A 25143-nucleotide genomic window follows, 5' to 3' on the forward strand; every position below is an offset into this window, starting at 1 on the left:
CATGGCCGTAGATCCGAATGTCATCGGCGCGGAACTCGCACCGGTCACCCTGACTGTGGACGCGGGCCGGTTGCGCCTGTTCGCCAAGGCGATCGGCGAGACCGATCCGGTCTTCACCGACGAGCAAGCGGCGGCCGGCGCCGGTGCCGCCCACCTTCCTGTTCGCGGTCGAACTGGAACAGCCCGAGCCCTTCGATCGGATGGCTGCACTAGGCGTGGACCTGGGCCGGGTGCTGCACGGCGAGCAGGAGTTTCGCTACCACTCGGTGGCGCATGCCGGTGACGTGCTCACCGCGCGCCCCCGGATCACGGACGTGTACGCGAAGAAAGGCGGGGCGCTGGAGTTCATCGTCAAGGAAACCACCATCACCCGAGCGGACGGGAGTGCGGTCGCCGATCTGAAATCCGTCATCGTCGTGCGCATGGCGACCGACTTCCTCGAGGCCGAGGCACTGCCGCACCGGGAGCGCTGGATCGAGCAGAAGCACGTCGACCGCGCATTCTGGCTGCGCGCGGGCGAACTCGGCCTGCTGTGCGCGGGCGGGCCACTACGGCTACATGCTCGAGTACCTGATCGCGCGTATGTACGCCGACTCGCGGGCCCAGCAGATCTACGCCGGTGCCAATGAGGTGGTGCGCGAACTCATTGCCCGGTCGCTGTGATCCCGCGCCTGCCATCGGACCGGGCGCGCACGATGGCAGGATCGAGACGGTGAACGGCGCGGCCGGTGATAGTGCGATCAGGAGGGACAACGATGACGGCGACCGGTGAGCGCCCGGCGCGTGGGACTCGCCCGGCCAATCGGCGGGAGCTGATCGTCGAGGTGGCGAGCGCGCAGTTCTATCGGGGCGGCTTCGCGCGCACCAGTATCAGCGATATCGCCGAGGCCGTGGCCATGGGCCCGTCCGCGCTGTACCGGCACTTCCGCTCCAAGCAGAAGGTGCTCACCGAAGTGGTGTTCGGTTCGGTCGACCGGGCGCGCGACCAGCTGGCCGAGGCCACACCGGAGGATCTGCCCGCGGTGGCGGCCCGCGCATCGGTGCGTGATCGTGGTCTCGGGGTGATCTGGCACCGCGAGGCCCGCTACCTGACTCCTGAGGACCGTCGGACCGTCGGACAGCGCATCGGCCAGGTCCTGGCGCATACGGCCGCGCTGATCCGCGCGCGGCGATCGGAACTGAGCAGGGCCGATTCCGAATTCCTGGCATCGGCTGTGCTCGCGATCATGACCGGCATCTCCTTCCAGAACATCCAGATGCCCAAGGACCGCCTCACCCGGCTGGTGGAACGGCTGCTGGTCATCGCCGTCGACTGCGAGCTGCCCGACCTCCCGCCCGCCGCACCTCCCGCGCCCACCCGACCGGGTGTGGCGGTATCCGCCCGCCGCACCACGATCCTCAACACCGCCGCGGAACTGTTTGCCGACCATGGGTTTTCGAACGTCGGCATGGAGGACATCGGCCGTGCGGTTGGCATGGCCGGCCCCAGCCTCTACAACCACTTCGCGGGCAAGACCGAGATCCTCGAGGCCGCGTTCTTACGCGGCAACGAATGGTTGCGACGCGATCTGGACCGTGCCCTTGCCGAGGCCGACGACGAAACGGACGCACTACGCCGATTGCTGGCCAGCTACGCCGATTTCGCACTCGAGCGCCCCGCCGACGTCCGCCTGCTACTCACCGAGAGCGTGGAACTACCCGAGCCGCAAGGCCATCGAGTCCGAGTCCTCCAACACCAGTACATCGCGGAATGGGTACAACTCCTGCGCCGAGTCCGCCCCGGTCTGGACGCCACCACCGCCCGCGTGCGCGTCCAATCGGCCATTCACATTGCCAACGACCTCGCCCTCTCACGACGACTCCGCGGGACCGACAGCACCCACGCCCGGCTGCTAACGGTCGGCACCCGTTTGCTGGAACTGCCGCCGCCCGACTGACCTCGGGCAGAAAAGTCGGCTTGACTCGCATCGGCGTCACCGGCCACATGAACACCAAACGGCGAGCTGTCGGATTCCGCGGACCTATTGATTCAGTCCGGTGCGGATCGCCGCGACGGTGGCGGCCAGCCGGACCTGGTGCGAGCCCTGCCAGTAGATCCGCCCGCAGTCGCGGCACTGCCGAAACGTGTCGTAATGGCGGCGGGTGAGCGGTTGCAGCCGATCTTCGACCTCGGCTTTGGCGACCGCGACAACGGCGCCACCGCAGCGCAGGCAGCGGGTGAACGGCGCCAAGCGATCGCCGAGGTCGAGCCGTCGGATCACCTCGACGATCTGGTTGACCGGTTGGTCCGACCGGATATATACACCGTGCGTCACGTTGCGCCGCTTCAGCAGTCCACGGTCGCGGGTGAGCAGGATACGGTGCTCGGCCGCCGACAGCTCCGCGAGTGCGGCGTCGTCGGCATCCCATTGGCAGTGCACGTCCAGACCCATCAACCGCATGAGCTTGGCGAGGCCGCCGAGATTGACATCGGCGACGAAGCGCGGCTCGCGCAGCGGGTGTGGGCGCACCCCGGTAACCCGGCCGATGTCCAGGGTTTCGAATACGGGATAGGCGGTGATCCGATCGCCGTGTCGCGGACGTTGGCCGAAGGTCACCGGTTGCCCGTTGACCAGCACCAGGTCGACCTCGGTGTGCGGGATGCCGGCCGCCTCGATGACGTCCTTCACCGTCTGATGGGGTCGGAATGGTCGCCGCAGCACCGTGTGCCGCTTGTCGGGCCGTAGGAAATCGTTCAGCTCGGCGTAGACCCGCAGGTCGACGCTCATTCGACGAATACCGCCATCGATGCCGTGAATCCGTGCAACGCATTGCGGCCGGCGATGGGCCCGATCTCGCCCGCGGCGAAGATGCCCGCGAGCGGTATGCCGTCGAGCAGGTCCTCGATCGTCGCGGCGTCGTGATTCGCGATCCCGAACATCCGCCGACCCCGTCCGTTACACGTGAACAGCAACGCACCCGCCGGGCGTCCCGGCAGGTCCGAACCGACTTGGACGAGGGCCGCACGCAGGTCTTCGTCCGCCCCGACCGCATCGCGAACCTGGAACTGCACGGTCGTGCCGACCTCGACCACCTCGCCGATCTCGATCGCGCCGCTCGACGGGTCAGCGCCGAGGAGGCCGCGGATCAGGAAATCACCCTGTCCGGGTACCGGCAGATGCTCGTCGACCACGATGCCGATCTGCAATCCGTGCGTCACCAGTTCCTGCTGGTCGGGTGGCAGCACCTCGACGATATCGCGCAACCGCTGGATCGGTGGTCGGCCGCCCAATTCGGTGATCACCGCGCCATGCGCGCCGGTGACGATATACGGATGGCCGATCGGTCGGCAGCCCTGCGACACGATAGGGACACCGTGCAGGCCGGGAAGTCGCACGCCGACCGCACCGGAGGTCACCACATCGTGATCGTGGAACAGCCTGCAACCGCCCGGCCCCCGCGCGCCGCTCACCAGCCCGCCCATCACGGTAGTGCCGGGCAGATCGGCATTCAGGTGCTCGAGCAGAACGTCGGCAGGGAAGGAGAACGGGTCCGGCAGCAGCAGATGGAAGTCGCGTGCGGCCTTGTCGAAGCGGTAGCCGGCGAGTAGTCCTCCGGTCGCCGTGCGGATGAATTCGAGCTGGAATGTCTCGGCGGCGGCGGGTAAACCGGATGCCAGCCATACCACCACCGCGGGCTCGTCCTCGATCTCACGGGCGCCCGCCACGATCGCCTGCGCCACACAACCCACGAGTGCGGGCACCCGGACCGTCTGGTGGACCCCGGCGAGTACGGCCGCGGCATCGTCGGTATGTGCTCGTGATGCCAGCAGCACAGCGAGCGACAGCGTCTCGCCCGCAATCTGATCGCGGGCGTGCGCTGCGGCTTCCGCACCTGCCTGCCACGCTCCTGGCGCGGTGGAGAGCCCTACTCCGATCCGCACATTTCTATCGTAGCGAATTGTATGTGGGCATGGGTCTTGTTGCCACACAACATATTTCAGTGAAATCGGACCAAAACGCGCCGTCGGAGCGGTGGGATAGGCGTCGCGGGCGTGCTGAGGGTTTCGGTAATGCCGAGGTGGACCTCCCTGTCAGGCCGCCGACAACGGGTCGGCAGACTGGTTGGCAATGAACAGACTGGTTGGCAATGAAACTGCCTGAACTTCCCGATCTGCCGGTGCGCGGCGCGCTCGATCGCATTGTCGCGACATTGACCGAGCGTGGCACCGCCGTATTGGTCGCGCCACCGGGAACCGGGAAGACGACATTGGTGCCGCTGGCGCTGGCGAGTGTCGGGCGGGTGGTTGTGGCCGAGCCTCGGCGGTTGGCGGCGCGAGCGGCGGCGGGTCGGATGGCGGCGTTGTTGGGTGAGTCGGTCGGGGAGACGGTCGGGTATTCGGTCCGGGGAGATCGGAGGGTGAGTGCCCGAACTCGGATCGAGGTTGTCACCTCCGGATTGCTGGTGCGGCGGTTGCAGGGCGATCCCGAGTTGGCGGGCGCGGATGTCGTTGTCCTCGACGAATGTCATGAGCGCCATCTCGACGCGGACTTGCTGTTGGCGTTGCTGCTGGACGCGCGGGCCGGATTGCGGCCGGAGCTGCGGGTGCTCGCTACATCGGCAACCGTTGCGGCCGAACATCTTTCGGTGCTCCTGGGTGGTGATCGGGCTGCGCCGGTGGTGCACGTGCGGGGCCGGAGCTTTCCCGTGGCGACGACATATGTTCCGCCGTTGCCGAGGGAACGGGTCGAAGCTCAGGTGGCTCGCGCCACGCGGGCGGCGCTCGCCGGGGTCGACGGGGATGTGCTGGTCTTCCTACCTGGAGCAGCCGAAATCCGCCGGACCACGGATTTGCTGACCGATGTGGACGTGGATCTGGTTCCCCTACACGGCAGGCTTTCCGCTGCCGGACAGGATATTGCGTTGCGGCCTGGTTCGCGGCGGCGCGTGGTGTTGTCCACCGCGGTAGCCGAATCCAGTTTGACGGTCCCCGGCGTGCGGGCCGTGGTGGATTCGGGGCTGGCTCGGGTGCCGCGCATCGATCGGGGACGTGGGTTGTCCGGCCTTGCGACAGTTCGGGTTTCGGCTGCCGTGGCCGAGCAGCGGGCCGGGCGCGCCGGACGCGAGGCACCAGGGACGGTATGGCGCTGCTGGCCGGAGTACGAGAACGGCACCCTGCCCGCCTATCCGGAGCCGGAGATCCGCACGGCGGATCTGACTCGGCTGGCGTTGGAGCTCGCGTGTTGGGGCACACCCGATGGCCACGGCCTCGCCTGGTGGGACGCACCGCCGCAAGGTGGGTTGGCCGCTGGGCGAGATGTGTTGCGCGCGTTGGGAGCCGTGACCGGAACGGGGGAGGTGACCGAGCGTGGACGACACATGGCACGCGTCGGACTGCATCCCCGATTGGCGCGAGCGCTGCTCGACGGCGCCGCCGAGGTGGGCACCCGGGCGGCCGCGGAAGTGGTCGCGATCCTCGACGATGACACCCTCATGCCGGGCGTCGATCTCGTGGCCGGTCTGGGCGTGTTGCGGCGGGAGCGGCCGGGGCGCTGGCGGCGGGAGGTCGAGCGTCTGTCGCGGTTGGTCGATCCGACGGATGGCGACGACGACCCGGCTTTCGTTGTCGCACTGGCACATCCGGAGCGGCTGGCGCGGCGGCGTAGTCCGGGCTCGACAAGCTATCTGATGGCCGGCGGCACCGCGGTGACGCTGCCGCCGGGATCCGGGCTGGGTGCTGCGGAGTGGCTGGCGGTGGCGGTGGCGACACGCGATCCGGGGCGTTCCGAGGGCCGGATACGGTTGGCCGCGGTCGCCGACGAAAAGCTCGCCCGCCGTGCGGCATCGAATCTGCTGGAGATCGCGGACGAGGTGGATTGGTCCGACGGTGATGTGGTTGCTCGGCGGGTCGAACGGTTGGGCGCGATTGTGTTGTCGGAGCGCCAGATTCGTGATCCGAATCGTCAATTGCTCAGCGCGGCAGTACGACGCGGGCTGAACTCGACCGGACTCGCTCTGCTGCACTGGGATTCCGATGCGGTCACCCTGCGTCAGCGGCTCGACTTCCTGCACCGCACGCTCGGCGACCCCTGGCCGCCGGTCGATGACGAATCACTGCTGGCCGATGCCGGCACCTGGCTCGGCCCCGAACTCGCCACGGCCCGCCGCCGCGGTGACCTCGAACGCATCGATGCGGGACAAGCGTTGCGCCGCCTGCTGCCGTGGCCCGATGCCGCGCGCATGGACGAACTCGCGCCGGAGCGCCTGCCGGTGCCCTCCGGTAGCCGCCTCCGTCTCGATTATTCGACCGATCCACCGGTGCTCGCGGTCAATGTGCAGGAGGTCTTCGGTTGGACGCGGACACCGTCGCTGGCCGATGGGCGCGTCCCGATCGTGCTGCATCTGCTCTCACCCGCCCAACGCCCCGTCGCGATCACCGCGGATCTGACGTCGTTCTGGCGCACCGGGTGGCCACAGGTCCGCAGCGACCTGCGTGGCCGCTATCCGAAGCACGCGTGGCCGGAGGATCCGGCCAGCGTGCCCGCGCACCGCGGGACCGCCCGTAACGTCGGCTAGGACCTGGGTGCCGTATTTGCTTCTGCCGCGATCCAGTTCGCGAGGACGGCGGCCTGGCTGTGGTCGATGTCATGGGTGGCGGTCAATAAGGTCACCGGATGTTCGCGGGCAATCTCCCGCAGGTGCTCGGCGGCCTCGCGGTGCTGGGTATCGCGCAGTTCGGCCAGATATCGGCGACGGAATTCGGCGAAGCGCTCGGGCTGGTGCCCGTACCACTTGCGCAGCTCGGTCGACGGTGCGATATCGCGCATCCATTCGTCCAGATGCGCGTCCTCCTTGCGCATCCCACGTGGCCAGACTCGATCGACGAGTACTCGGGTGCCGCCCGACGGAATCGGTGCTTCATAGATTCTCCGGTAGGTGACGTGCTGGCTCATCATGCTCCCGTCCTGAGCTGCTCGTTGTCGCCGCACACTGCTCCTCTCGTGGAGCTCTGGAGGTAGCTCCATCCTAGGCGGGAGCAGTCGGCCGACATCGTCCTGATCAGCGCCATACCGTCCGCCTCGAACTCACCGGTGCGGCGGTCGGTCATTCGTACCGCCTCATGATTGCGTGCTCGCGAGACCGGGCACTGCCGTGCGGTAGCCGACCTACAACTTGTAGCCGATCTGGCGCAGTAGTTGTTTGCGGGCTGCTGTGTCGTCGGGGCCTTCGACGCCGAGCGGCCCACCCCCGTCGACAACTCCGATAATCCCGCGGCCCAATTCGGCCTCGGCGATCAATACCTCGACCGGATTGGCTGTGGCACAGAAGATTCCACAAACTTCGGGGACTTGTCGCACCGCATTCAGCACATTCATCGGATAGCCCTCACGCAGGAAAACGATGAACGAATGTCCCGCGCCGACCGCCACGGCGTTCTTGGTGGCGAGCTCGGTCAGATCGTCGTCATTGCCGGAGGTCCGGACCAGCCGCGGCCCGGATGCCTCACAGAATGCCAACCCGAATCGCAGATGCGGACTGATCCCGACCAGTGCCTCGTGCAGGTCCTCGACCGTCTTGATGAAGTGGGCCTGTCCGATGATGACATTGAGATCGTCCGGCTTATCGATGGGTACCGAAGTCAGCTCCATCGAACCATCCTGCGCCGCCTCCGAGTCTGTGCGCCAGGGCGACACGCCCGATCCTTCGAGGCATGCAGTACCCCTGGTACCACGAAAAGTGGGTCGTGCCGGAATTGTCGAGTACGTTGCGAGGCCATGAACACAATGAGTTCGCGGATGAGGGCGGCAGCGCGCGGTCACCGACGACCGATGGCGCAAAGCGGACGCATTACGGTGTACATGCCCGTTGACCACGTCGTAAGCCATTGTCGCTGTTCCGGGTTCGGCGGTTTCGGCGCGGTTGCGGTGGGCGCTCGGTGTCGATGCCAAGTACGGTGTCGGAATGCCGTATTGACATCGAAACTCGCGGACGTTCGAAACGAGAATGTGTCGAAATATGTATTTTGAGTTATCCCGGCGCCTGCGCAAAGCGCTCGGCGCTACGGCGCTGGCCGGACTCCTCTTGGTGGCCGGATGCGGCACGGACGCCGACGAACACTCCGCTGAGCCCGGTATCACCGCGGCCGCCGCGCATACCGACCAGCAGCAGCTATCGTTCACGGTGCCGGGCACGCTGGCCGCCGGTTTCCAGGAACTGCAGTTGAGTGTGCACGGCAAGCTGGGCATGGCGATCATGCCGGTCGGCGGCGAGAAGATGGTGACCTTCGGCGATTGGACGACCGGACCCGCTTGGTCGACGATGAAGGTGCCGCTGGTCATTGCCGCACAGCGCAAGAGCTCGACCAGCTCGAGCTACGCGGCGACGGCGGCGATCACCCAGTCCGATAATGCCGCGGCCGATACGCTCTGGCAGTCGCTCGGCAGCGGCCAGGAGGCCGCCAAGGCGGTCGAGGCCGTGCTGCGCGAGGGCGGCGATACAAAGACTACGGTGCCCGCCACCAAGACACGTTCGGATGCCTCCGCATTCGGACAGGCGGATTGGGCGCTCACCGAACAGGTGCGGTTCGCCTCCCGGCTGCCATGCCTACCGCAGAGCTCGGACGTGATCGATCTGATGGAACAGATCACGTGGAGTCAGCGCTGGGGCATCGGTGAACTCGAGGGCGCGGGATTCAAGGGCGGTTGGGGGCCCGACACCTCCGGCGCCTATCTGGTCCGCCAATTCGGCCTGATCCAGGGACCGGGCGGTCAGATCGCGGTCGCCGTTGCCATCCAACCCGATTCGGGCAGCTTGTCCGACGGAACGAGCATCCTGAACCGGCTCGCCACGCTGATCTCCCAGCACCTCGACGAACTCTCCGGCGGCAGCTGTTCCTGATCCCGGTCGAGTCGGAGCCCGCTGGTTCGCACGGCGGCCCCGTCGGCGCGCACAGTTGACCGGGTAACGGCGACACCGAGAAACCCGACTCAGCGGGTGAGATCGTGGGACCACGACCGTGGGCGATTCGGCGAGGTGGAGCGGCGCTCGGCTGTTTCACCTCGTCCGCGATCACCACTGTCACCAGTTACGCCTGCGCCGAGGAGGTGCGCAAGGCCTACGCCGACGGCGGTGACAGCACAATTGTGATGGCGCACATTCCGGTCGATAATCGGGGTTACCAGATGAATTGCACTGCCGGTGACCAATTCGCGACCTGTGGCGGCGGTGCGACCGCGAGCGTCTATGTGTATTGAGTCGTAGCCGTTACCCCGTGTTCACGGGGGTGTGACCGCGTGATCGCGCGAAGCGGGGCAAGATATGCGCCATGCGCATCGGAGTCTTGACCGGAGGCGGCGACTGTCCAGGACTGAACGCGGTCATCCGTGCCGTCGTTCGGACCGCGAACGGACGCTACGGCGACGCGATCGTCGGCTTCCAGGACGGCTGGCGCGGTCTACTCGAAGATCGAAAGATCACCATTCAGAACGACGATCGCACCGACCGCCTGCTCACCAAGGGCGGCACGATGCTCGGCACCGCTCGCACCCATCCCGACAGACTGCGTACCGGACTCGATCAGATCAAGCGCACTCTCGACGACAACGGGATCGAGGCACTGATACCGATCGGCGGCGAAGGCACACTCACCGCCGCGAGTTGGCTGTCCGACGAGGGCGTCCCGGTGGTCGGAGTCCCGAAGACCATCGATAACGACATCGACTGCACCGACGTCACTTTCGGCCACGACACCGCACTGTCCATCGCCTCGGAGGCCATCGACCGGCTGCACACCACCGCCGAATCGCATCAGCGTGTCATGCTGGTCGAGGTGATGGGCCGCCACGCGGGGTGGATCGCGGTGAACTCCGGCATGGCAGCGGGCGCGCACCTCACGCTGGTACCGGAGGTGCCCTTCGATGTGGCCGAGGTGTGCTCGATGATCAAGCGCCGCTTCCAGCGCGGCGATAAGCACTTCATCTGCGTGGTCGCCGAAGGGGCGCACCCGGCGCCCGATTCCGGATTCGCGCTGCTCGAGGGTGGTATCGACGAATTCGGCCACGAACGGTTCACCGGTGTCGCGCAGCAGCTCGGCGCCGAAATCGAGCGCCGCATCGGCAAAGAGGTTCGCACCACCGTGCTCGGACACGTCCAACGCGGCGGCAGCCCGACACCGTACGATCGGGTGCTGGCGACCCGCTTCGGTCTGCACGCCGCCGAGGCCGTGCATGCCGGACAATTCGGCCAAATGGTTGCTCTGCACGGCACTTCCATCGATCTGGTTCCGTTGTCCGAGGCCACCAAGCAGCTCAAGCGGGTGCCCGCCGAGCGCTACCGCGAAGCGGAGGCGTTTTTCGGCTGAATCCGGCGATTTGTTGCACAATCGAGACCTGCCGAATTCCTTGTCGCACAGCTACTCTGGTCGACGTGGCTCAACTCCAGGTATCCGACCTGCCCACCGATGCTGTTGCCGTATTCCGCCGTCGTGCTCGCGTCGCGGGCATATCGATCGAAGCTCAGGTTCGTCAGGAACTGATCGCAATGGCGCGCCGGCGAACTTCCGTGGACACGATCGTGGAATTCCTGGAATCCCAGGGCCGCGATCTGACCCCGGAGTTCGACTCCGGCGCCGTAACCCTCATCCAGGTCTACGATCTGCCGGCCGACGCCCTCGGCATGTTCGGCCGCCGTGCCCGCGCCGCCGAACTCCCGCTCGGCGCCTACGTCCGCCGCGAACTCCTGGCCATTGCTCGCCGCGGCGGCATGGCCGACGCAATGCTGGAATTCCAAGAGGCACAAGAGGACGACCCGACCCTCGAACTCGACATGGACGCGATCGCCGCAGCCGTCCGGTACGCCCGCGGGGCGTGAAGGTTGGCCCCGCGGTCGCTGGCACGACCGTACCCCGGGCGGCGGCGAGAGCGGCTTGAAACCGGGCACCCTGCTGATAGCCGGGCACACAACGCAAAGGGTGCCCGGCTGCGGGCAGGACTGGCGGTGCATGCGAGCAGTCGTGTGCGTCCGAGTTCGTCCGATAGGTCCGCGCGGATCGGTAGTGTTGCGGCGTGCGCAATCGGCGATGGCTAGTCTCGGTTCTGGTCCTGATCGTCGCATCGGTGGCGGGGTGCTCGTCATCGGACAAGGGCGAGACCCGGTCGTTGACCGGGGATTGGCACGGGTCCATCGAGGTGCCCGGCGCGCCGTTGGCGGTTGGGGTGAGTTTCGCCGGTAACGGCAGCGCCACCCTCGATATTCCGATGCAGGGCATGAGCGGTGCGGAGTTGAAAGATGTTTCCGCCGGACCGGATCGGATAGCGTTCGCGATTCCGAATATTTCGGGCGATCCGGTGTTCGAGGGCAAGTTCGACAAGGATGCCAACCGGATTGTCGGTGAGTTCCGGCAGGCGGGCCAGAGCCTGCCGCTGACGCTCGAGCCCGGCAAGATCCCGCCGCCCACGCGTCCACAGGAGCCGAAACCGCCGTACCCGTACCGTTCCGAAGACGTCACCTACCGCAACGGCGATATCACCATCGCGGGCACACTGACCCGGCCGGAGGGCAATGGCCCCTTCCCGGCAATTCTGATGATCTCCGGCAGCGGCCCCCAAGACCGCAACGAAGAACTCATGGGCCACAAGCCTTTCCTGCTGCTGGCCGACACCTTCACGCGCGCGGGCTATGCCGTACTGCGCACCGATGACCGCGGCGTCGGCGGCACCAGCGGCAAACTCGACGATGCCACCTACAACGATCTCACCGACGACGCGGCGGCAGGCGTGCGCTTCCTGCGCGCCCGTCTGAATATCGACCCGGCCCGCGTCGGACTGTTCGGCCACAGCGAGGGCGGCTATCTGGCGCCGGTGGTGGCATCGCGTCCCGACAGCGGCGTCGCCTTCGCGATCCTGATGGCCGGTCCCTCGGTACCCGGCTGGGAGGTGCTGATCGAACAGAACCGTGCACTGCTCGGCGGGGGCGGCGCATCGCAGTCCCAAATCGATGACCAGGTCACCTACATCACCAACTGGACCAATCTGATCCGCCGCGGCGATCTGGCCGCCGCCAAGGACCTCGCCTACCGCCACAACGAATCCCTCCCGCCGAACCAGCGCGCTTCCGCGGAAGTCCTCGACGCCTACAACACCACCTACATGGCGTCCTTCATCACCTACGACCCGGCCCCCGCGCTCTCCGCCCTGCGTATCCCGGTCCTCGCTTTCTTCGGCAGCAAGGACATGCAGGTCTTGGCCACCCAGAACGAACAACCGATGCGCGACCGCCTGGCCGCCGATCCGGACGCCACCGTCCATGTCTTCCCCGACCTCAACCACCTCATGCAACCGGCCAACTCCGGCCTCCCCAGCGAATACTCCGCCATCGAAACCACCATCGCCCCCGATGTCCTCACCTACACCACCAGCTGGCTGACCCAACACACCCAACCCCGCTAACCTCCCGATCAGACCAGAGCGCTACCGCACATCCGGCGAGCACCGCACACGCTCTATCTTGTGCGAGGTACGCACCGGCTATGCGGCAGCTCACCAGTTGGGCCGCGCGGCGCGGCTGACCGCTTGGCGAGGGCGGTGGGCGGGTTAATAGACTGACCGCTATGAGTGCACCCACCGTCGACTTGATGGACTATGCGGATGTCATCGATCGGTTCGAGCCGGTGCTCGGTATGGAGGTTCACGTCGAACTGAACACCGCGACCAAGATGTTCTGCGGTTGTCCGACCGAGTTCGGTGCGGAGCCGAATACCCACGTGTGCCCGGTGTGCCTCGGTCTGCCGGGGTCACTGCCGGTGGTGAACGAGCAGGCCGTGGAGTCGGCGATCCGGATCGGGCTGGCCCTGAATTGCGCGATCACCCCGTGGGGTCGGTTCGCGCGCAAGAACTACTTCTATCCGGACCAGCCGAAGAACTACCAGATCAGCCAGTACGACGAGCCGATCGCCGTCAACGGCCACCTCGACGTGGTGCTCGACGATGGCAGCACCTTCCGCGTCGAGATCGAACGCGCGCATATGGAGGAGGACACCGGCAAGTCCACCCACATCGGTGGCTCCACCGGCCGCATCCACGGCGCGAGCCACTCGCTGCTGGACTACAACCGGGCCGGCGTGCCGCTCATCGAGATCGTCACCAAGCCGATCACCGGCGCGGGGGAGCGGGCGCCGGAGGTGGCGCGCGCCTACGTGACCGCGTTGCGTGAGGTGCTGAAGTCGCTCCAGGTCTCCGACGTAAAAATGGAGCAGGGCTCGCTGCGCTGCGATGCCAATGTTTCGCTGATGCCCATCGGCGCAACGGAATTCGGCACCCGCACCGAGACCAAGAACGTCAACTCGCTCAAGAGCGTCGAGGTCGCGGTCCGCTTCGAAATGCGCCGCCAGGCCGCCATTCTCGCCGACGGTGGTTCGATCGTGCAGGAGACCAGGCACTTTCACGAGGGCGACGGCACCACCTCGCCAGGTCGCCGCAAGGAAACCGCCGAGGACTACCGCTACTTCCCTGAGCCGGACCTGGAACCCGTTGCGCCCGCCGAGGATTGGGTGGAGCGGCTGCGCGGCACCATTCCGGAATACCCGTGGCTGCGCCGCGCTCGCATCCAGTCCGACTGGGGTCTGTCCGATGAGGTCATGCGCGACCTGGTGAACGCGGGCGCGCTGGATCTCATTATCGCGACCGTCGATGCGGGCGCCCCGGTCAACGAGGCCCGCTCATGGTGGGTCGCCTACCTCACCGAAAAGGCCAAGGAGCGTGAGGTCCCGCTGGAGGAGTTGTCGATCACGCCCGCCCAGGTGGCGGAGGTGATCAAGCTCGTCGAGTCGAAGACGGTGAACAACAAGGTCGCCAAGCAGGTCGTCGACTTCGTGCTGGCGGGCGAGGGTGATCCGGCGAAGATCGTCGAGACCAAGGGCCTCGGCATGGTCAGCGATGAGACCGCGCTGCAGGCGGAGGTGCACAAGGCGCTGGCGGCCAATCCCGATATCGCCGAGAAGATCCGCTCGGGCAAAGTCCAGGCCGCGGGCAAGATCGTCGGTGACGTCATGAAGGCGACGCGCGGCCAAGCCGATGCGGCCCGGGTGCGTGAGCTGGTGCTCGCGGCCTGCGCCTGAGTTTCGGCTCCCCCAACGAAACTGGACCGGTCCCTCGGGACCGGTCCAGTGCGTTTTCTAGTCCGGTCCGGTGCCGGGGGACTGCGGCGGGATCTTGATCACCCGATCGTCGAAGGGGCCGTGATTATCGTCGTTGTTGACGGTGGTCGCCCATATGGTGCCATCCGCACTGGCTGCCGCACCGCCGAGCCTGCCGTATTTATCCTGCACCGTTAACGTCGGCGCCACAGTGATCGCATGGGTGTTCGCATCCGGATTCGCGAATGCCAGCGCCTTCGCCCCCGACATCGCGATCGCCACCACATCGGGTCCGGCCGCACAGCCGCCGACGCCGGGGCGATCCGGCCAGGTCCACGCGGTGGTGACGGTTCCGTCCCGGCTCAGGCGCTGCAGCCGATCCTCGGTCGGGGTGCGATCGGTGATCCAGACGCTGTCCTTACCGTCGTCGCACAGATCGCCCGCGGTGCCGAGGCCCGACACCACGACCTCCGCATTGGCACCCGGTGCCGGCGAATTGATCCGCAGCACCTTGCCCGCCAGCGACGACGGCGCACTGGCCAAACCGGGATTGCCCGCATCCCCGGTCAGCACCAGCAGTTCGGTCGGCGAGATGAATTCCAGCGCACCGTGATTGCCGACCGACCCCTTCGGAATTCCGGTCAGGATGGCCTTCGGCGGGCCGTGCTCCGCGATGCGCACCACTCGGTTATCGGATCCGGTGGTGATGTAGGCGTAGATGAGTCCGTCCTCGTGGTAGGTCGGCGAGAGGGCGATATCGGAGATGCCGCCGTCACCGGAGCCGTCCACATCCACCTGCCCCACCAGTAACGGCGGTGACTGCGGATCGCTCGGATCCACCGGGACCGTCTTGTAGATGCGTCCGGTGCGCCGCTCGGCGACCAGCGCGTCCTCGCCGAGCGAGATGATGCCCGCGGTGGAATCCAGGCAGGTCGTGATCACATTCGGATCCGGATCGATGCATGGACCGGTCGGGCGCGGGCGCTGCGCAGGTTTCTGCTGCGGCGATTTGGGTTCGGCGGGGTTGAAGGTCGGTTCGGGTGTGAACGGGCTGGAGGCGGAATCGTCGAAGCGAGCGCAGCCGACCAGCGCGACGGTGCTGAGCGCCAAGCTCAGGGCGATACGCCCCGCGACAACCAAACTCATGGTTCAGACGTTACGGAAACCGCGGCCGATGTGCTGCTCCGGGTCGAGAAACGGACACGCCGTCGCTTCGAGACCACGCACGTGGTCACGCGGGCGCATAGGGTATCGACCGTGACCGAAGAGCAGAAAGACACATCCGTGCCCAAAACCGTGGGTGCGGCATCGCCCACGGATGAGCAGTCGGCGGTGTCATCCAGCGGTCGTGGCGTGACCAGTCCTTACGATTCCCCCACCGGCGCGCTGCCCAGATTGCCCTCCGATTTCCCACCGCTCAGCCCCGATCTGGCCAAGGATGTGCCACGCACCGAGGAGGAACTCGGTCTCGATCCGGACATCCCCTCGGTCGGCGAACAGACCAGGGCGAACGATTCGGCGGCCTACGCTTTCGCCAGCATTCCGCCCGCCGCGAGTCCATCCGGTGGTGAGCCGAGCCGCCCGCGGCTCCGCCGCAATGGCGACAACCGCCGCGGCACTCTCGATCTCGGCCTGTTCGTACTGCGCCTCGTCGTCGGCGGCACGTTCATCTACCACGGTTTGCAGAAGCTCACCACCTGGTTCCACGGCCAGGGGCTGGACGCCACCCGTGACATGATGGCCGCGGGCGGCTGGGACCACGCGACCCTCTCGACCGCCCTGGTCATCGCCGGTGAAATCGGCGGCGGCGGCCTGCTGGTGCTCGGCTTGGCTACTCCGCTCGCCGCGGCTGCGGTGCTCGCGGTGATCATCGACGCGTGGCTGTGGAAGCAGGGCATGATTCCCGGCTTCCAATACAAGTCCTCGGTGCAGAGCGGCGTGGAACTGGAGTCGATCCTCGCGGGCACTGCCGTCGTCTTGCTGCTGACCGGCCCCGGCCGCCTGTCTTTCGACCGCAACCGCGGCTGGGCCACCCGACCCGCCTACGGCTCGTTTGTCGTCCTGATCCTTGCCATAGCCGCCGCAGTCGGCACCTGGTACTGGCTGCACGGCGGCAACCCGCTGACCGGTATCGGCCCCTTCAAGTAAACCTGCTCCCGAATCCGCCGCATCGGGGCTCTGTGTTGTTGCCGCGGCACGGCTGTGCACCCGCGGCAGACGCACGTACATGTCGCGTCTGGCAAGTGGGTCCCGCGGTCGACCGGCTGCCACCCGGTTGGATGGACCGGAAACGGCGTCCCTCATGCGGCACGGGGGACGCCGGTGCGTGTCGGGTTATTACGGCACGCGCCGCACGGCACCCTTATCGGCGGAGGTCGCCAGGGCGGCATAGGCGCGCAGTGCGGTGGTCACCGGACGTACGCGGTCGACCGGCTGCCACGGCCGTTCGGACGCCTCCATTTTCGCGCGACGCTCGGCCAGCACGGCATCGTCGACGAGCACCTCGAGGGTGCGGGTGGTGACGTCGATGCGGATCTGGTCGCCGTTTTCGATCAGACCGATGGCGCCGCCACTGGCCGCCTCGGGCGACATGTGGCCGATCGACAGACCGGAGGTGCCGCCGGAGAAGCGGCCGTCGGTGATCAGCGCGCACTCCTTGCCGAGACCCGCGCCCTTCAGGAACGCGGTGGGGTGCAACATTTCCTGCATACCCGGGCCGCCCGCCGGACCCTCGTAGCGGACCACGATGACATCGCCCGGCTTGATCTTCTTGCCCAGGATCGCCGAGACGGCCTCCTCCTGGGACTCCACCACCACTGCCGGACCCTGGAAGGTGAACAGTTCCTCATCGATACCGGCGGTCTTGAGCACCGCGCCGTCGGGCGCGATGTTGCCGCGCAGCACGACCAGCCCGCCCTCCGCTGTGTAGGCGTGCTCGAGATCACGGATGCAGCCGCCCGCGGCATCGGTATCCAGCGACGACCACCGGTTGCTTGTGGAGAACGGCTCGGTGGTGCGCACGCCGCCGGGTGCGGCGTGGAACAGCTCGATCGCTTCCTCGGATGCCTTGCCGGAGCGGATATCCCAGGTATCGAGCCATTCGTCGAAGCTCTTGGTGTGCACCGTGGTCACGTCGGTTTCCAACAGTCCGGCCCGGCGCAACTCGCCGAGGATGGCCGGAATGCCGCCGGCCCGGTGCACATCCTCCATGTGGTAGTCGGAGTTGGGCGAGACCTTGGACAGCGTGGGCACCCGGCGGCTGGTCTCTTCGATGGTCTGCAGATCGAAGTCGATCTCACCCTCCTGCGCGGCGGCCAGGGTGTGCAGCACCGTATTGGTGGAACCGCCCATCGCGACATCCAGCGCCATCGCATTGCGGAAGGCCTTGGCATTGGCCACGTTCCGCGGCAGCACCGAGGCATCGTCCTCGCGGTACCAGCGATTGGCGATATCCACGATCACGGTGCCGGCCTTTTCGAACAGCGCGTGGCGGGCGGAATGGGTGGCCAGCGCGGATCCATTGCCGGGCAGCGCGAGTCCGAGCGCCTCGGTGAGGCAGTTCATCGAATTCGCGGTGAACATGCCCGAGCAGGAGCCGCAGGTCGGGCAGGCGCTGCGCTCGACCTCGGACAGGCCGTCCTCGCTGACATTCATATTGGCGCTGGCCGCGATCGCGGTGATCAGATCGGTCGGCGCCTGCGCGACACCGCCGACGACCACGGCTTTACCGGCCTCCATCGGCCCACCGGAGACGAAGACGGCCGGGATGTTCAGGCGCATAGCGGCATTGAGCATGCCGGGTGTGATCTTGTCGCAGTTGGAGATGCACACCAGCGCGTCGGCGGTGTGCGCGTTCACCATGTATTCGACCGAATCGGCGATGATTTCGCGTGATGGCAGCGAGTAGAGCATGCCGCCGTGGCCCATCGCGATGCCGTCGTCGACCGCGATGGTGTGGAATTCCCGCGGTACACCACCCGCGGCGCGCACCGCGTCCGCGACGATCTCACCGACATTCTTCAGATGCACGTGGCCCGGCACGAACTGCGTGTAGGAGTTCGCGATGGCGACGATCGGTTTACCGAAGTCGGTGTCGGTCATACCGGTGGCGCGCCAGAGTGCGCGTGCGCCCGCGGCATTGCGGCCGACGGTGGTTGTGCGGGAACGAAGCGGTGGCATGTGGATCCTCAGGAGGTCGCGGGGGCTGATGTGCGACTGCGCGGAGTTCGCTCAGCGAGCGAATTCAACGACTGTCCACGTTACTCCCGCGCGTGGGTGGGACTTTCGTGGCGTTCGACGGCGCTGATCGCGATCGGTCTGTGGTTCGGGATGGTGTCGCCGCGAGGGTGGTCGTCGGCGCGGACGGTGTCATCGGTCGTGTCGGTTCCGCACTGTCGGTATCCATCGGTCCGGTGAGTGCGGGCGGGGATTGTCCGTCCGGCGCGGTCACCAGATCGCGCATCCAGCAGCGAGCGTACCGGGCGGCGGTCGCTGTTCCCGCTGCTGGCGAACAGCTACGAATCGAAGTCGCGCGCCTCGGTCTCGGCGGCGGATGCTTCGGCGTCGGCCTCGGGTGCTTTCGCGTCGGCGTTCGCTGTCTGCGCACCTGCGTCGGCCTCGGGCGCTTCCGCACCGGCATCGGCGTTGCGCGCTTCCGCCTCCTCGTACTCGGCCTCGCGCGCCGCCGCTTCCGCCGCGAACAGATCCGGAATCCGGCCGTTCGACGCCCGGATCAGATCGCGCAGCCGGTCGTAGCTCACCGCAGGCAGCTTCACGTTGGTGTCATCGGTGAGGTGCGCACGCACGAACCCGCGCTTGGGAATGCTGACACCGGCGACCTGCGCCCAGTCGAGATGCCGAGAACCGAAAACCGTGCGCAAATCCAGCCCGTCCTCGGACACTGTGGTGCGCGTGCGCTCGATCCACACCGCCGCCGCGACCGGAAGCAGCAGCAGCCACCACAGCCCGATCGGCCAGCCGACAAAGGCGAAGAAGACACAGAACAGCAGTACGACCACACCGAGATGGGCCATCTGCGTAATGCGGATGACCTGCACCGTCTGCTTCGGCTCGGTCGGTTCCGGCGAACTACCCGTTTCCGATCCCGCCGCGGGCGTGTGGGACGATTTAGCCGGTGGCACGGACTGATGCGGTGATGACACACCACCATCTTCGCATCATGGTGAACGGACTAGAGCACCCGCTCGGTCTCACATAATGAGACCTGTTTGACTGATCGACTCGCGCACACATACCGTCATGCGCGTGAATCGAAACGAGTTGCTCGTAATCGGCCGGCGCGTCCAGCGTTGAGCCTGACTACCTGAGTCGAATACGTCAGCTCGCGTTGCGACGCGCCACCCTCGAACAGCCATGTGCTGTCGGGGGCTTTTTTGTGTTCGGGACAAAAGTCCTGGCACGTGGCCGCTTCGCAAGGCACCACGTGCAAGCACAGTTGTCCGGGGTCTAGTTACGAACAGTTAGGAACGAAGACGGTGACTGCACCAACCGCAAGGCCCGGGCCCTCGGCCCGCAGGCCAGCGCCTTCGGCGAATCAGCAGGCCGCGCCCGCTGGCGGTCCGACGACCGCGGCGAACCGCCGCCAGGTCCCGCCCGAGCGGGTCACCGGCGCGCAGTCCGTCGTCCGCTCCCTCGAGGAGCTCGGCGTCGATACGGTATTCGGCATTCCCGGTGGCGCGATTCTCCCGGTCTACGACCCGCTCTTCGATTCCACCAAGGTCCGTCACGTCCTAGTCCGGCATGAGCAGGGCGCGGGCCACGCGGCCACCGGTTATGCGCAGGCCACCGGCAAGGTCGGCGTCTGCATGGCCACCTCGGGTCCCGGCGCGACCAACCTGGTCACCCCGATCGCCGACGCGCAGATGGACTCGGTCCCGATCGTCGCGATCACCGGCCAGGTCGGGCGCGGACTGATCGGCACCGACGCGTTTCAGGAAGCCGATATCTCCGGCATCACCATGCCGGTTACCAAGCACAACTTCCTCATCACCGAAGGCATCGACATCCCGCGCATCATCGCGGAGGCCTTCTACCTGGCTTCGTCCGGCCGTCCGGGCGCGGTGCTCGTCGATATCCCGAAGGACGTGCTGCAGGCGCAGACCACCTTCAGCTGGCCGCCGGAGATGCGGCTGCCCGGCTACCGTCCGGTGACCAAACCGCACGGTAAGCAGGTGCGCGAGGCCGCGCGGATGATCTTGGAGTCCAAGCAGCCGGTGCTCTATGTAGGTGGTGGCGTGATCAAGGCCGACGCCGCGCCGCAGCTGCTGGAACTGGCCGAGCTGACCGGCATTCCGGTGGTCACCACCCTGATGGCGCGCGGTGCGTTCCCGGACAGCCACCAGCTGAACATGGGTATGCCCGGCATGCACGGCACCGTCGGTGCCGTCGCCGCGCTGCAGAAGTCCGATCTGCTGATCACCCTTGGCGCGCGTTTCGACGACCGTGTCACCGGTCAGCTGGACTCCTTCGCGCCCGACGCCAGGGTCATCCACGCCGATATCGACCCGGCCGAGATCGGCAAGAACCGGCACGCGGATGTCCCGATCGTCGGTGACTGCCGGGAGGTGATCGTCGAACTGATCGAGACGCTGAAGGCCGACCCCGCTGGCGCGCCGAAGCTGGACCTGACCGACTGGTGGCAGTACCTCGACGGCATCCGCAAGAGCTACCCACTCGGCTGGACGACGCCCAGCGACGGCTCGCTGTCGCCGGAATTCGTCATCGATGCGCTGGGCCGCCTGGCCGGACCTGACGCCATCTACTGCGCGGGCGTCGGCCAGCACCAGATGTGGGCCGCGCAGTTCATCAAGTACGAAAAGCCGCGCACCTGGCTGAATTCGGGTGGTCTCGGCACCATGGGCTACGCCGTCCCGGCGGCCATGGGCGCCAAGATGGGCGCGCCGGATAAAGAGGTGTGGGCAGTCGACGGTGACGGCTGCTTCCAGATGACCAACCAGGAGTTGGCCACCTGCGCCGTCGAGGGCGTGCCGATCAAGGTCGCGCTGATCAACAACGGTAATCTCGGCATGGTCCGCCAGTGGCAGACCCTGTTCTACGAGGAGCGCTACTCCAACACCGATCTGGGCACGCACACCCTGCGCATCCCCGATTTCGTCAAACTCGCCGAAGCCCTTGGCTGCCATGGCATCCGGGTCGAGCGCGAGGAAGACGTGGAGGCCGCGATCCGCGAGGCGCAGTCCATCAACAACCGTCCCGTGGTGATCGACTTCATCGTCGGCAAGGACGCACAGGTGTGGCCGATGGTCGCCGCGGGCACCAGCAATGACGAGATCATGGCCGCGCGCGGCATCCGTCCGCTCTTCGATGAGGACGAGCAGGCTTCCGAGCCCACCGTCATCCACGAGGCGATGTCGCATGAGAAGAACAAGGGGACCGACGCATGAGTACGACGCACACCCTCAGCGTGCTTGTCGAGGACAAGCCGGGCGTGCTGGCACGGGTCGCGGCGCTGTTCTCCCGCCGTGGCTTCAATATCGAATCACTGGCGGTCGGCGGCACCGAGATCCCGGAGATCTCGCGCATGACCATCGTCGTCACCGTCGAGGACCTGCCCCTCGAACAGGTCACCAAGCAGCTCAACAAGCTGGTCAATGTCATCAAGATCGTGGAGCAGGACGCCGACACCTCGGTCGCCCGCGAATTGATCCTGGTGAAGGTGCGTGCGGACGCCAGCGTGCGGACCCAGGTCATCGAGGCGGTGACGCTCTTCCGCGCGAAGGTGATCGACGTCTCGCCGGACGCGCTCACCGTCGAGGCGACCGGAACCCGGTCCAAGCTCGACGCGCTGCTGCGGATGCTCGAGCCGTACGGCATCCGGGAGATCGTGCAGTCCGGTGTGGTGGCCGTGGGACGTGGACCGAAATCCATCACCGCGACTCGCTGACGTTCAGCGCCGTGGCGTGCTGTGTCTTTCGACCAGCCCAAAAAACGGGCTGGTCGGCTAGTGCATGCTCCATCGATCGTCACGACCAGCTAGTCTTGCTGCGATCGACGGTCGGCGTGCCGCGCTCCCCGCGCACGCGGGGGACCCGATTTGATCCGAATTTTGCACACTCATCACCTGTACCGAACAGGTGTTCCCCGCCGCGGCGGGGATGATCCTCCGAAGGGAATCCAACAGTGGCAGTCGAGATGTTCTACGACGACGACGCCGACCTGTCGATCATCCAGGGCCGCAAGGTCGCTGTCATCGGCTACGGCAGCCAGGGACACGCGCACTCGCTGAGCCTGCGCGACTCCGGCGTCGAGGTCCGCGTCGGCCTTGCTGAGGGCTCGAAGTCGCGGCCGAAGGCCGAAGAGGCGGGCCTGACCGTCGGCACGCCGGCGGAGGTTTCCGCCTGGGCCGACGTGATCATGCTGCTGGCCCCCGACACCGCCCAGGCGTCGATCTTCACCAACGACATCGAGCCCAACCTGAAGGACGGCGACGCGCTGTTCTTCGGTCACGGCCTCAACATCCACTTCGGCCTGATCAAGCCCCCGGCCAACGTGACCATCGGTATGGTCGCGCCGAAAGGGCCGGGCCACCTGGTGCGTCGCCAGTTCGTCGATGGCAAGGGCGTTCCGGCGCTGATCGCGGTCGAGCAGGACCCGAAGGGGGAGGGCCAGGCGCTGGCGCTGTCCTACGCCAAGGGCATCGGCGGTACCCGCGCCGGTGTCATCAAGACCACCTTCAAGGAAGAGACCGAGACCGACCTGTTCGGTGAGCAGGCCGTGCTCTGTGGTGGTACCGAAGAGCTGGTCAAGACCGGTTTCGAGGTCATGGTCGAGGCGGGCTACGCGCCGGAGATGGCGTACTTCGAGGTGCTGCACGAGCTCAAGCTCATCGTCGACCTGATGTACGAGGGCGGCATCGCCCGGATGAACTACTCGGTCTCCGACACCGCCGAATTCGGTGGCTATCTGTCGGGTCCGCGGGTCATCGACGCCGACACCAAGAAGCGCATGCAGGACATCCTGCGCGACATCCAGGACGGCAGCTTCGTCAAGCGTCTCGTCGCCAATGTCGAGGGCGGCAACAAGGAGCTCGAGGCGCTGCGCAAGGCCAACGCCGAGCACCCGATCGAGGTCACCGGCGCCAAGCTGCGCGGTCTGATGAGCTGGGTCGACCGCCCGATTACCGAAACCGCGTAATACGCACGAACACCATAGTGGCCCACCCCGATTGCATCGGGGTGGGCCACTGTCGTTTCGGCGGATCGGCCGCGCAATTGCCGCTACCGCGTACCTGAGCAATATCGGCCTCGATCGAAGCTCGTAATCGAAGATTCTCAAACCAACGCGCCGAAACAGACCTCGGTGTTTGCAAGGGTCGAGGCCGTCGCGAATAGGCGTTTTTCGTCGGGATCCACGGAAAACCGAATAATCCCGGGATACCGTCTCTATCCGATTCTAGATGCCATGGGTACCCCAAATCGCAGAAAGGATCCGAAATCGTGCGCAGCCGGATGATTGGATTGACCGCAGCTTTGACGGGAGCCCTTGTAGTGGTCGGCGGCGGGATGGTCAACGCACCACACGCATCGACGCAACCGCCGGGGGAACAACCGGTCGCAGAGGCCGGTGATTTCTACCTTCCGCCGCCAGCACTGCCGGACGGACCTGGCGCCATCGTTCGCGCTGAACCGGCACAGGTGGCATTGTCGGCGCCCGGACAGCCGGGAATTGTCCCCGCGGCGGCGACACGCCTGATGTATGTCAGCCACGATACCCACGATGCGCCCACGGCGGTGGTGGGCACGTATCTGCAGCCGATCCTGCCGTGGACCGGGCCAGGCGAACGACCGCTGATCGCGTACGCGGGTGGTACCAAGGGACAGGGCGATCAATGCGCGCCCTCGAAGCTGATGTCGCAGGTCGCCCAGTACCAGCCTCCGCTGGACATAATCTTCGAATACGACCTGGTGGCAATCCGTTCGCTGCTCAATCGCGGTGCGGCGGTAGTGGTGACCGACTATCACGGCCTAGGCACCCCCGACGTGCACGACTATCTCAACCGGAAGGCGCAAGGCTACGCGGTACTGGACTCCGCGCGCGCCGCCCTGCAATTGCCCGGCACCGGTCTCAACCCCGGCACGCCGGTCATTCTCTACGGGTATTCGCAGGGCGGTATGGCCTCCGCCGGTGCGGCCGAACTGCAACCGAACTACGCCCCCGATCTGAACGTGAGCGGCGCCTACGTCGGTGGGCCGGTGGTGGACGACGAATACTTCATCGGATTCAACGACGGCCGCGCCGATTTCGCACCGGCAATCGCCTGGATACTCAACGGCATTGCCGCCGACTACCCGGAAACTCGCCCGGTGCTCGACGCCGAACTCAATGACCTCGGCAAGGCGATCCTGGAGGAATCCCTGGGCAAATGCGCGGTCCCGACCGGACTTGCCCAGGAGCATCAGAACACGTCCGAGTGGACCACCAGCGGAGAACCGCTCACCGCCGTTATCGATCGGTCCCCGGCGTTGCAGTCGGCCTTCGCCCAGCAGCGTATCGGCACGCTGGCCCCGGCCGTTCCGATACTTGCCGCGTCGGCCAGGAACGACCAGGGAGCGCCATTTGCGCCGGTGCACGAAGTGGCCGCCAGTTGGTGTGGTAGCGGAGTGCCCGTTCAGTTGGAAGCGAACGCCGAAATTCCCCCCGCATCAGGACTTGTGGGCACCCACGTGATTGCCTTCTTCCCGTCACTGGCGGCCTCGCAGCAGTGGTTGACCGATCGGCTCGCGGGCATGCCCGCCCCGAACAACTGCGCGGCGCTGCCGTAGCACTTCTGATTTTCGGTCCCGTAATGCCCGGCGGCGGGCCGATTCCAGGCCGAAACCCGCCGCCGGCACGCTGACCGAGTACCGCGTTCGATCTCCCGGCCACGGCGACAATGCACCCCTCGGCTGACGAAAGTCGTTAGGTCAGAAGGTTGATTTCGACAGATCGCTGGCAGTCGGCGCGGGCACAGCTATTCTGGGACGACAGTTTTACCGCAACGGATTTCGGCGGCC

Annotated in this window: 20 protein-coding genes and 2 pseudogenes; 15 read left to right on the forward strand and 7 right to left on the reverse strand. The window is 66.4% G+C overall.

Translation table 11 applies throughout. The annotated features are described in order from the left end of the window. Nucleotide 1: 1 nt before the first annotated feature. The 3 genes and pseudogenes from AB0L63_RS12020 to AB0L63_RS12030 all read left to right on the forward strand — a co-directional run. Nucleotides 2–482 (forward strand): annotated as a pseudogene (locus tag AB0L63_RS12020) (MaoC family dehydratase N-terminal domain-containing protein); the annotation flags it as partial. Nucleotides 483–543: 61 nt separating this feature from the next. Then, nucleotides 544–663: pseudogene (locus AB0L63_RS12025) on the forward strand (acyl-CoA dehydrogenase family protein); the annotation flags it as partial. Nucleotides 664–755: 92 nt separating this feature from the next. Then, on the forward strand, nt 756–1937 hold the full coding sequence (locus AB0L63_RS12030) for a helix-turn-helix domain-containing protein (RefSeq protein WP_364498447.1): 1182 nt from the start codon (nt 756–758) through the stop codon (nt 1935–1937). Nucleotides 1938–2021: 84 nt separating this feature from the next. On the opposite strand, the gene AB0L63_RS12035 is transcribed toward AB0L63_RS12030, so the two are convergent. After that, entirely contained in the window at nt 2022–2768 is a 747-nt protein-coding gene (locus AB0L63_RS12035; protein WP_364498449.1) for a Mut7-C RNAse domain-containing protein, read from the reverse strand. Next, complete coding sequence (locus AB0L63_RS12040; RefSeq protein ID WP_364498451.1) at nt 2765–3922, reverse strand: FIST N-terminal domain-containing protein; 1158 nt, start codon at nt 3920–3922, stop codon at nt 2765–2767. Before AB0L63_RS12040 ends, AB0L63_RS12035 begins: the two co-directional genes overlap by 4 nt. Nucleotides 3923–4128: 206 nt before the next feature. Between AB0L63_RS12040 and hrpB the strand changes: the two genes are divergently transcribed. Then, nucleotides 4129–6555, forward strand: a complete 2427-nt coding sequence (gene hrpB, locus AB0L63_RS12045; RefSeq protein WP_364498454.1) for an ATP-dependent helicase HrpB — start codon at nt 4129–4131, stop codon at nt 6553–6555. Here hrpB and AB0L63_RS12050 read toward each other — a convergent pair. Together AB0L63_RS12050 and AB0L63_RS12055 are read right to left on the reverse strand one after the other, a co-directional pair. Beyond that, complete coding sequence (locus AB0L63_RS12050) at nt 6552–6932, reverse strand: DUF488 domain-containing protein (RefSeq protein WP_364498457.1); 381 nt, start codon at nt 6930–6932, stop codon at nt 6552–6554. The two genes, hrpB and AB0L63_RS12050, sit on opposite strands and share 4 nt — an antisense overlap. Nucleotides 6933–7145: 213 nt before the next feature. Next, nucleotides 7146–7628, reverse strand: coding sequence for an adenosine-specific kinase (locus AB0L63_RS12055; RefSeq protein WP_364498460.1), 483 nt, complete (start codon nt 7626–7628; stop codon nt 7146–7148). 367 nt (nt 7629–7995) lie between these two features. On the opposite strand from AB0L63_RS12055, the gene AB0L63_RS12060 reads away from it, so the two are divergent. From AB0L63_RS12060 to gatB, 6 genes are all read left to right on the forward strand, one after another. Continuing rightward, nucleotides 7996–8877 (forward strand): serine hydrolase, encoded by an 882-nt coding sequence (locus AB0L63_RS12060; protein WP_364498463.1) that lies wholly within the window; start codon nt 7996–7998, stop codon nt 8875–8877. 104 nt (nt 8878–8981) lie between these two features. Next, entirely contained in the window at nt 8982–9233 is a 252-nt protein-coding gene (locus tag AB0L63_RS12065; RefSeq protein WP_364498465.1) for a hypothetical protein, read from the forward strand. Between the two features lie 71 nt (nt 9234–9304). Beyond that, nucleotides 9305–10339 carry an ATP-dependent 6-phosphofructokinase gene (locus AB0L63_RS12070; protein WP_364498468.1) on the forward strand — a complete coding sequence of 345 codons (1035 nt, stop codon included), beginning with the start codon at nt 9305–9307 and terminating at the stop codon, nt 10337–10339. Nucleotides 10340–10404: 65 nt separating this feature from the next. Continuing rightward, nucleotides 10405–10848: a hypothetical protein gene (locus AB0L63_RS12075; protein ID WP_364498471.1), complete on the forward strand. Its 444-nt coding sequence runs from the start codon at nt 10405–10407 to the stop codon at nt 10846–10848. A 194-nt stretch (nt 10849–11042) separates the two neighbouring features. Beyond that, nucleotides 11043–12425 carry an alpha/beta fold hydrolase gene (locus AB0L63_RS12080; protein WP_364498473.1) on the forward strand — a complete coding sequence of 461 codons (1383 nt, stop codon included), beginning with the start codon at nt 11043–11045 and terminating at the stop codon, nt 12423–12425. A 161-nt stretch (nt 12426–12586) separates the two neighbouring features. Then, on the forward strand, nt 12587–14092 hold the full coding sequence (gene gatB, locus AB0L63_RS12085; RefSeq protein ID WP_364498476.1) for an Asp-tRNA(Asn)/Glu-tRNA(Gln) amidotransferase subunit GatB: 1506 nt from the start codon (nt 12587–12589) through the stop codon (nt 14090–14092). A 57-nt stretch (nt 14093–14149) separates the two neighbouring features. Here the strand turns inward: gatB and AB0L63_RS12090 are convergent, their stop codons facing one another. Next, nucleotides 14150–15256, reverse strand: coding sequence for a PQQ-dependent sugar dehydrogenase (locus AB0L63_RS12090; protein ID WP_364498479.1), 1107 nt, complete (start codon nt 15254–15256; stop codon nt 14150–14152). Nucleotides 15257–15367: 111 nt separating this feature from the next. Between AB0L63_RS12090 and AB0L63_RS12095 the strand changes: the two genes are divergently transcribed. Beyond that, entirely contained in the window at nt 15368–16258 is an 891-nt protein-coding gene (locus tag AB0L63_RS12095; protein ID WP_364498482.1) for a DoxX family membrane protein, read from the forward strand. Between the two features lie 189 nt (nt 16259–16447). Here AB0L63_RS12095 and ilvD read toward each other — a convergent pair whose 3' ends face one another. Beyond that, complete coding sequence (ilvD, locus tag AB0L63_RS12100; protein WP_364498486.1) at nt 16448–18289, reverse strand: dihydroxy-acid dehydratase; 1842 nt, start codon at nt 18287–18289, stop codon at nt 16448–16450. A gap of 335 nt (nt 18290–18624) precedes the next feature. Further along, entirely contained in the window at nt 18625–19272 is a 648-nt protein-coding gene (locus AB0L63_RS12105) for a PH domain-containing protein (protein WP_364498489.1), read from the reverse strand. Nucleotides 19273–19605: 333 nt separating this feature from the next. Between AB0L63_RS12105 and AB0L63_RS12110 the strand changes: the two genes are divergently transcribed. From AB0L63_RS12110 to AB0L63_RS12125, 4 genes are all read left to right on the forward strand, one after another. Then, the gene (locus AB0L63_RS12110; RefSeq protein ID WP_364498492.1) at nt 19606–21534 is read left to right on the forward strand and encodes an acetolactate synthase large subunit; all 1929 of its coding nucleotides are present in this window, start codon (nt 19606–19608) and stop codon (nt 21532–21534) included. Next, nucleotides 21531–22034 (forward strand): acetolactate synthase small subunit, encoded by a 504-nt coding sequence (gene ilvN, locus AB0L63_RS12115; RefSeq protein ID WP_040693551.1) that lies wholly within the window; start codon nt 21531–21533, stop codon nt 22032–22034. Before AB0L63_RS12110 ends, ilvN begins: the two co-directional genes overlap by 4 nt. 248 nt (nt 22035–22282) lie before the next feature. Beyond that, nucleotides 22283–23284: a ketol-acid reductoisomerase gene (gene ilvC, locus AB0L63_RS12120; protein WP_364389251.1), complete on the forward strand. Its 1002-nt coding sequence runs from the start codon at nt 22283–22285 to the stop codon at nt 23282–23284. A 323-nt stretch (nt 23285–23607) separates the two neighbouring features. Then, entirely contained in the window at nt 23608–24912 is a 1305-nt protein-coding gene (locus AB0L63_RS12125) for a lipase family protein (protein ID WP_364498495.1), read from the forward strand. Nucleotides 24913–25143: the final 231 nt, after the last annotated feature.

Source organism: Nocardia sp. NPDC051990, assembly GCF_040680755.1.
Lineage (GTDB): Bacteria > Actinomycetota > Actinomycetes > Mycobacteriales > Mycobacteriaceae > Nocardia.

What these genes read in the sequence shown, in the direction of transcription:
- AB0L63_RS12030 (WP_364498447.1), top strand. Translation starts at nt 756, where the DNA reads ATGACGGCGACCGGTGAGCGCCCGGCGCGTGGGACTCGCCCGGCCAAT.
- AB0L63_RS12035 (WP_364498449.1), bottom strand. Translation starts at nt 2,768, where the DNA reads ATGAGCGTCGACCTGCGGGTCTACGCCGAGCTGAACGATTTCCTACGG.
- hrpB (WP_364498454.1), top strand. Translation starts at nt 4,129, where the DNA reads ATGAAACTGCCTGAACTTCCCGATCTGCCGGTGCGCGGCGCGCTCGAT.
- AB0L63_RS12050 (WP_364498457.1), bottom strand. Translation starts at nt 6,932, where the DNA reads ATGAGCCAGCACGTCACCTACCGGAGAATCTATGAAGCACCGATTCCG.
- AB0L63_RS12055 (WP_364498460.1), bottom strand. Translation starts at nt 7,628, where the DNA reads ATGGAGCTGACTTCGGTACCCATCGATAAGCCGGACGATCTCAATGTC.
- AB0L63_RS12060 (WP_364498463.1), top strand. Translation starts at nt 7,996, where the DNA reads ATGTATTTTGAGTTATCCCGGCGCCTGCGCAAAGCGCTCGGCGCTACG.
- AB0L63_RS12070 (WP_364498468.1), top strand. Translation starts at nt 9,305, where the DNA reads ATGCGCATCGGAGTCTTGACCGGAGGCGGCGACTGTCCAGGACTGAAC.
- gatB (WP_364498476.1), top strand. Translation starts at nt 12,587, where the DNA reads ATGAGTGCACCCACCGTCGACTTGATGGACTATGCGGATGTCATCGAT.
- AB0L63_RS12090 (WP_364498479.1), bottom strand. Translation starts at nt 15,256, where the DNA reads ATGAGTTTGGTTGTCGCGGGGCGTATCGCCCTGAGCTTGGCGCTCAGC.
- ilvD (WP_364498486.1), bottom strand. Translation starts at nt 18,289, where the DNA reads ATGCCACCGCTTCGTTCCCGCACAACCACCGTCGGCCGCAATGCCGCG.
- ilvN (WP_040693551.1), top strand. Translation starts at nt 21,531, where the DNA reads ATGAGTACGACGCACACCCTCAGCGTGCTTGTCGAGGACAAGCCGGGC.
- ilvC (WP_364389251.1), top strand. Translation starts at nt 22,283, where the DNA reads ATGTTCTACGACGACGACGCCGACCTGTCGATCATCCAGGGCCGCAAG.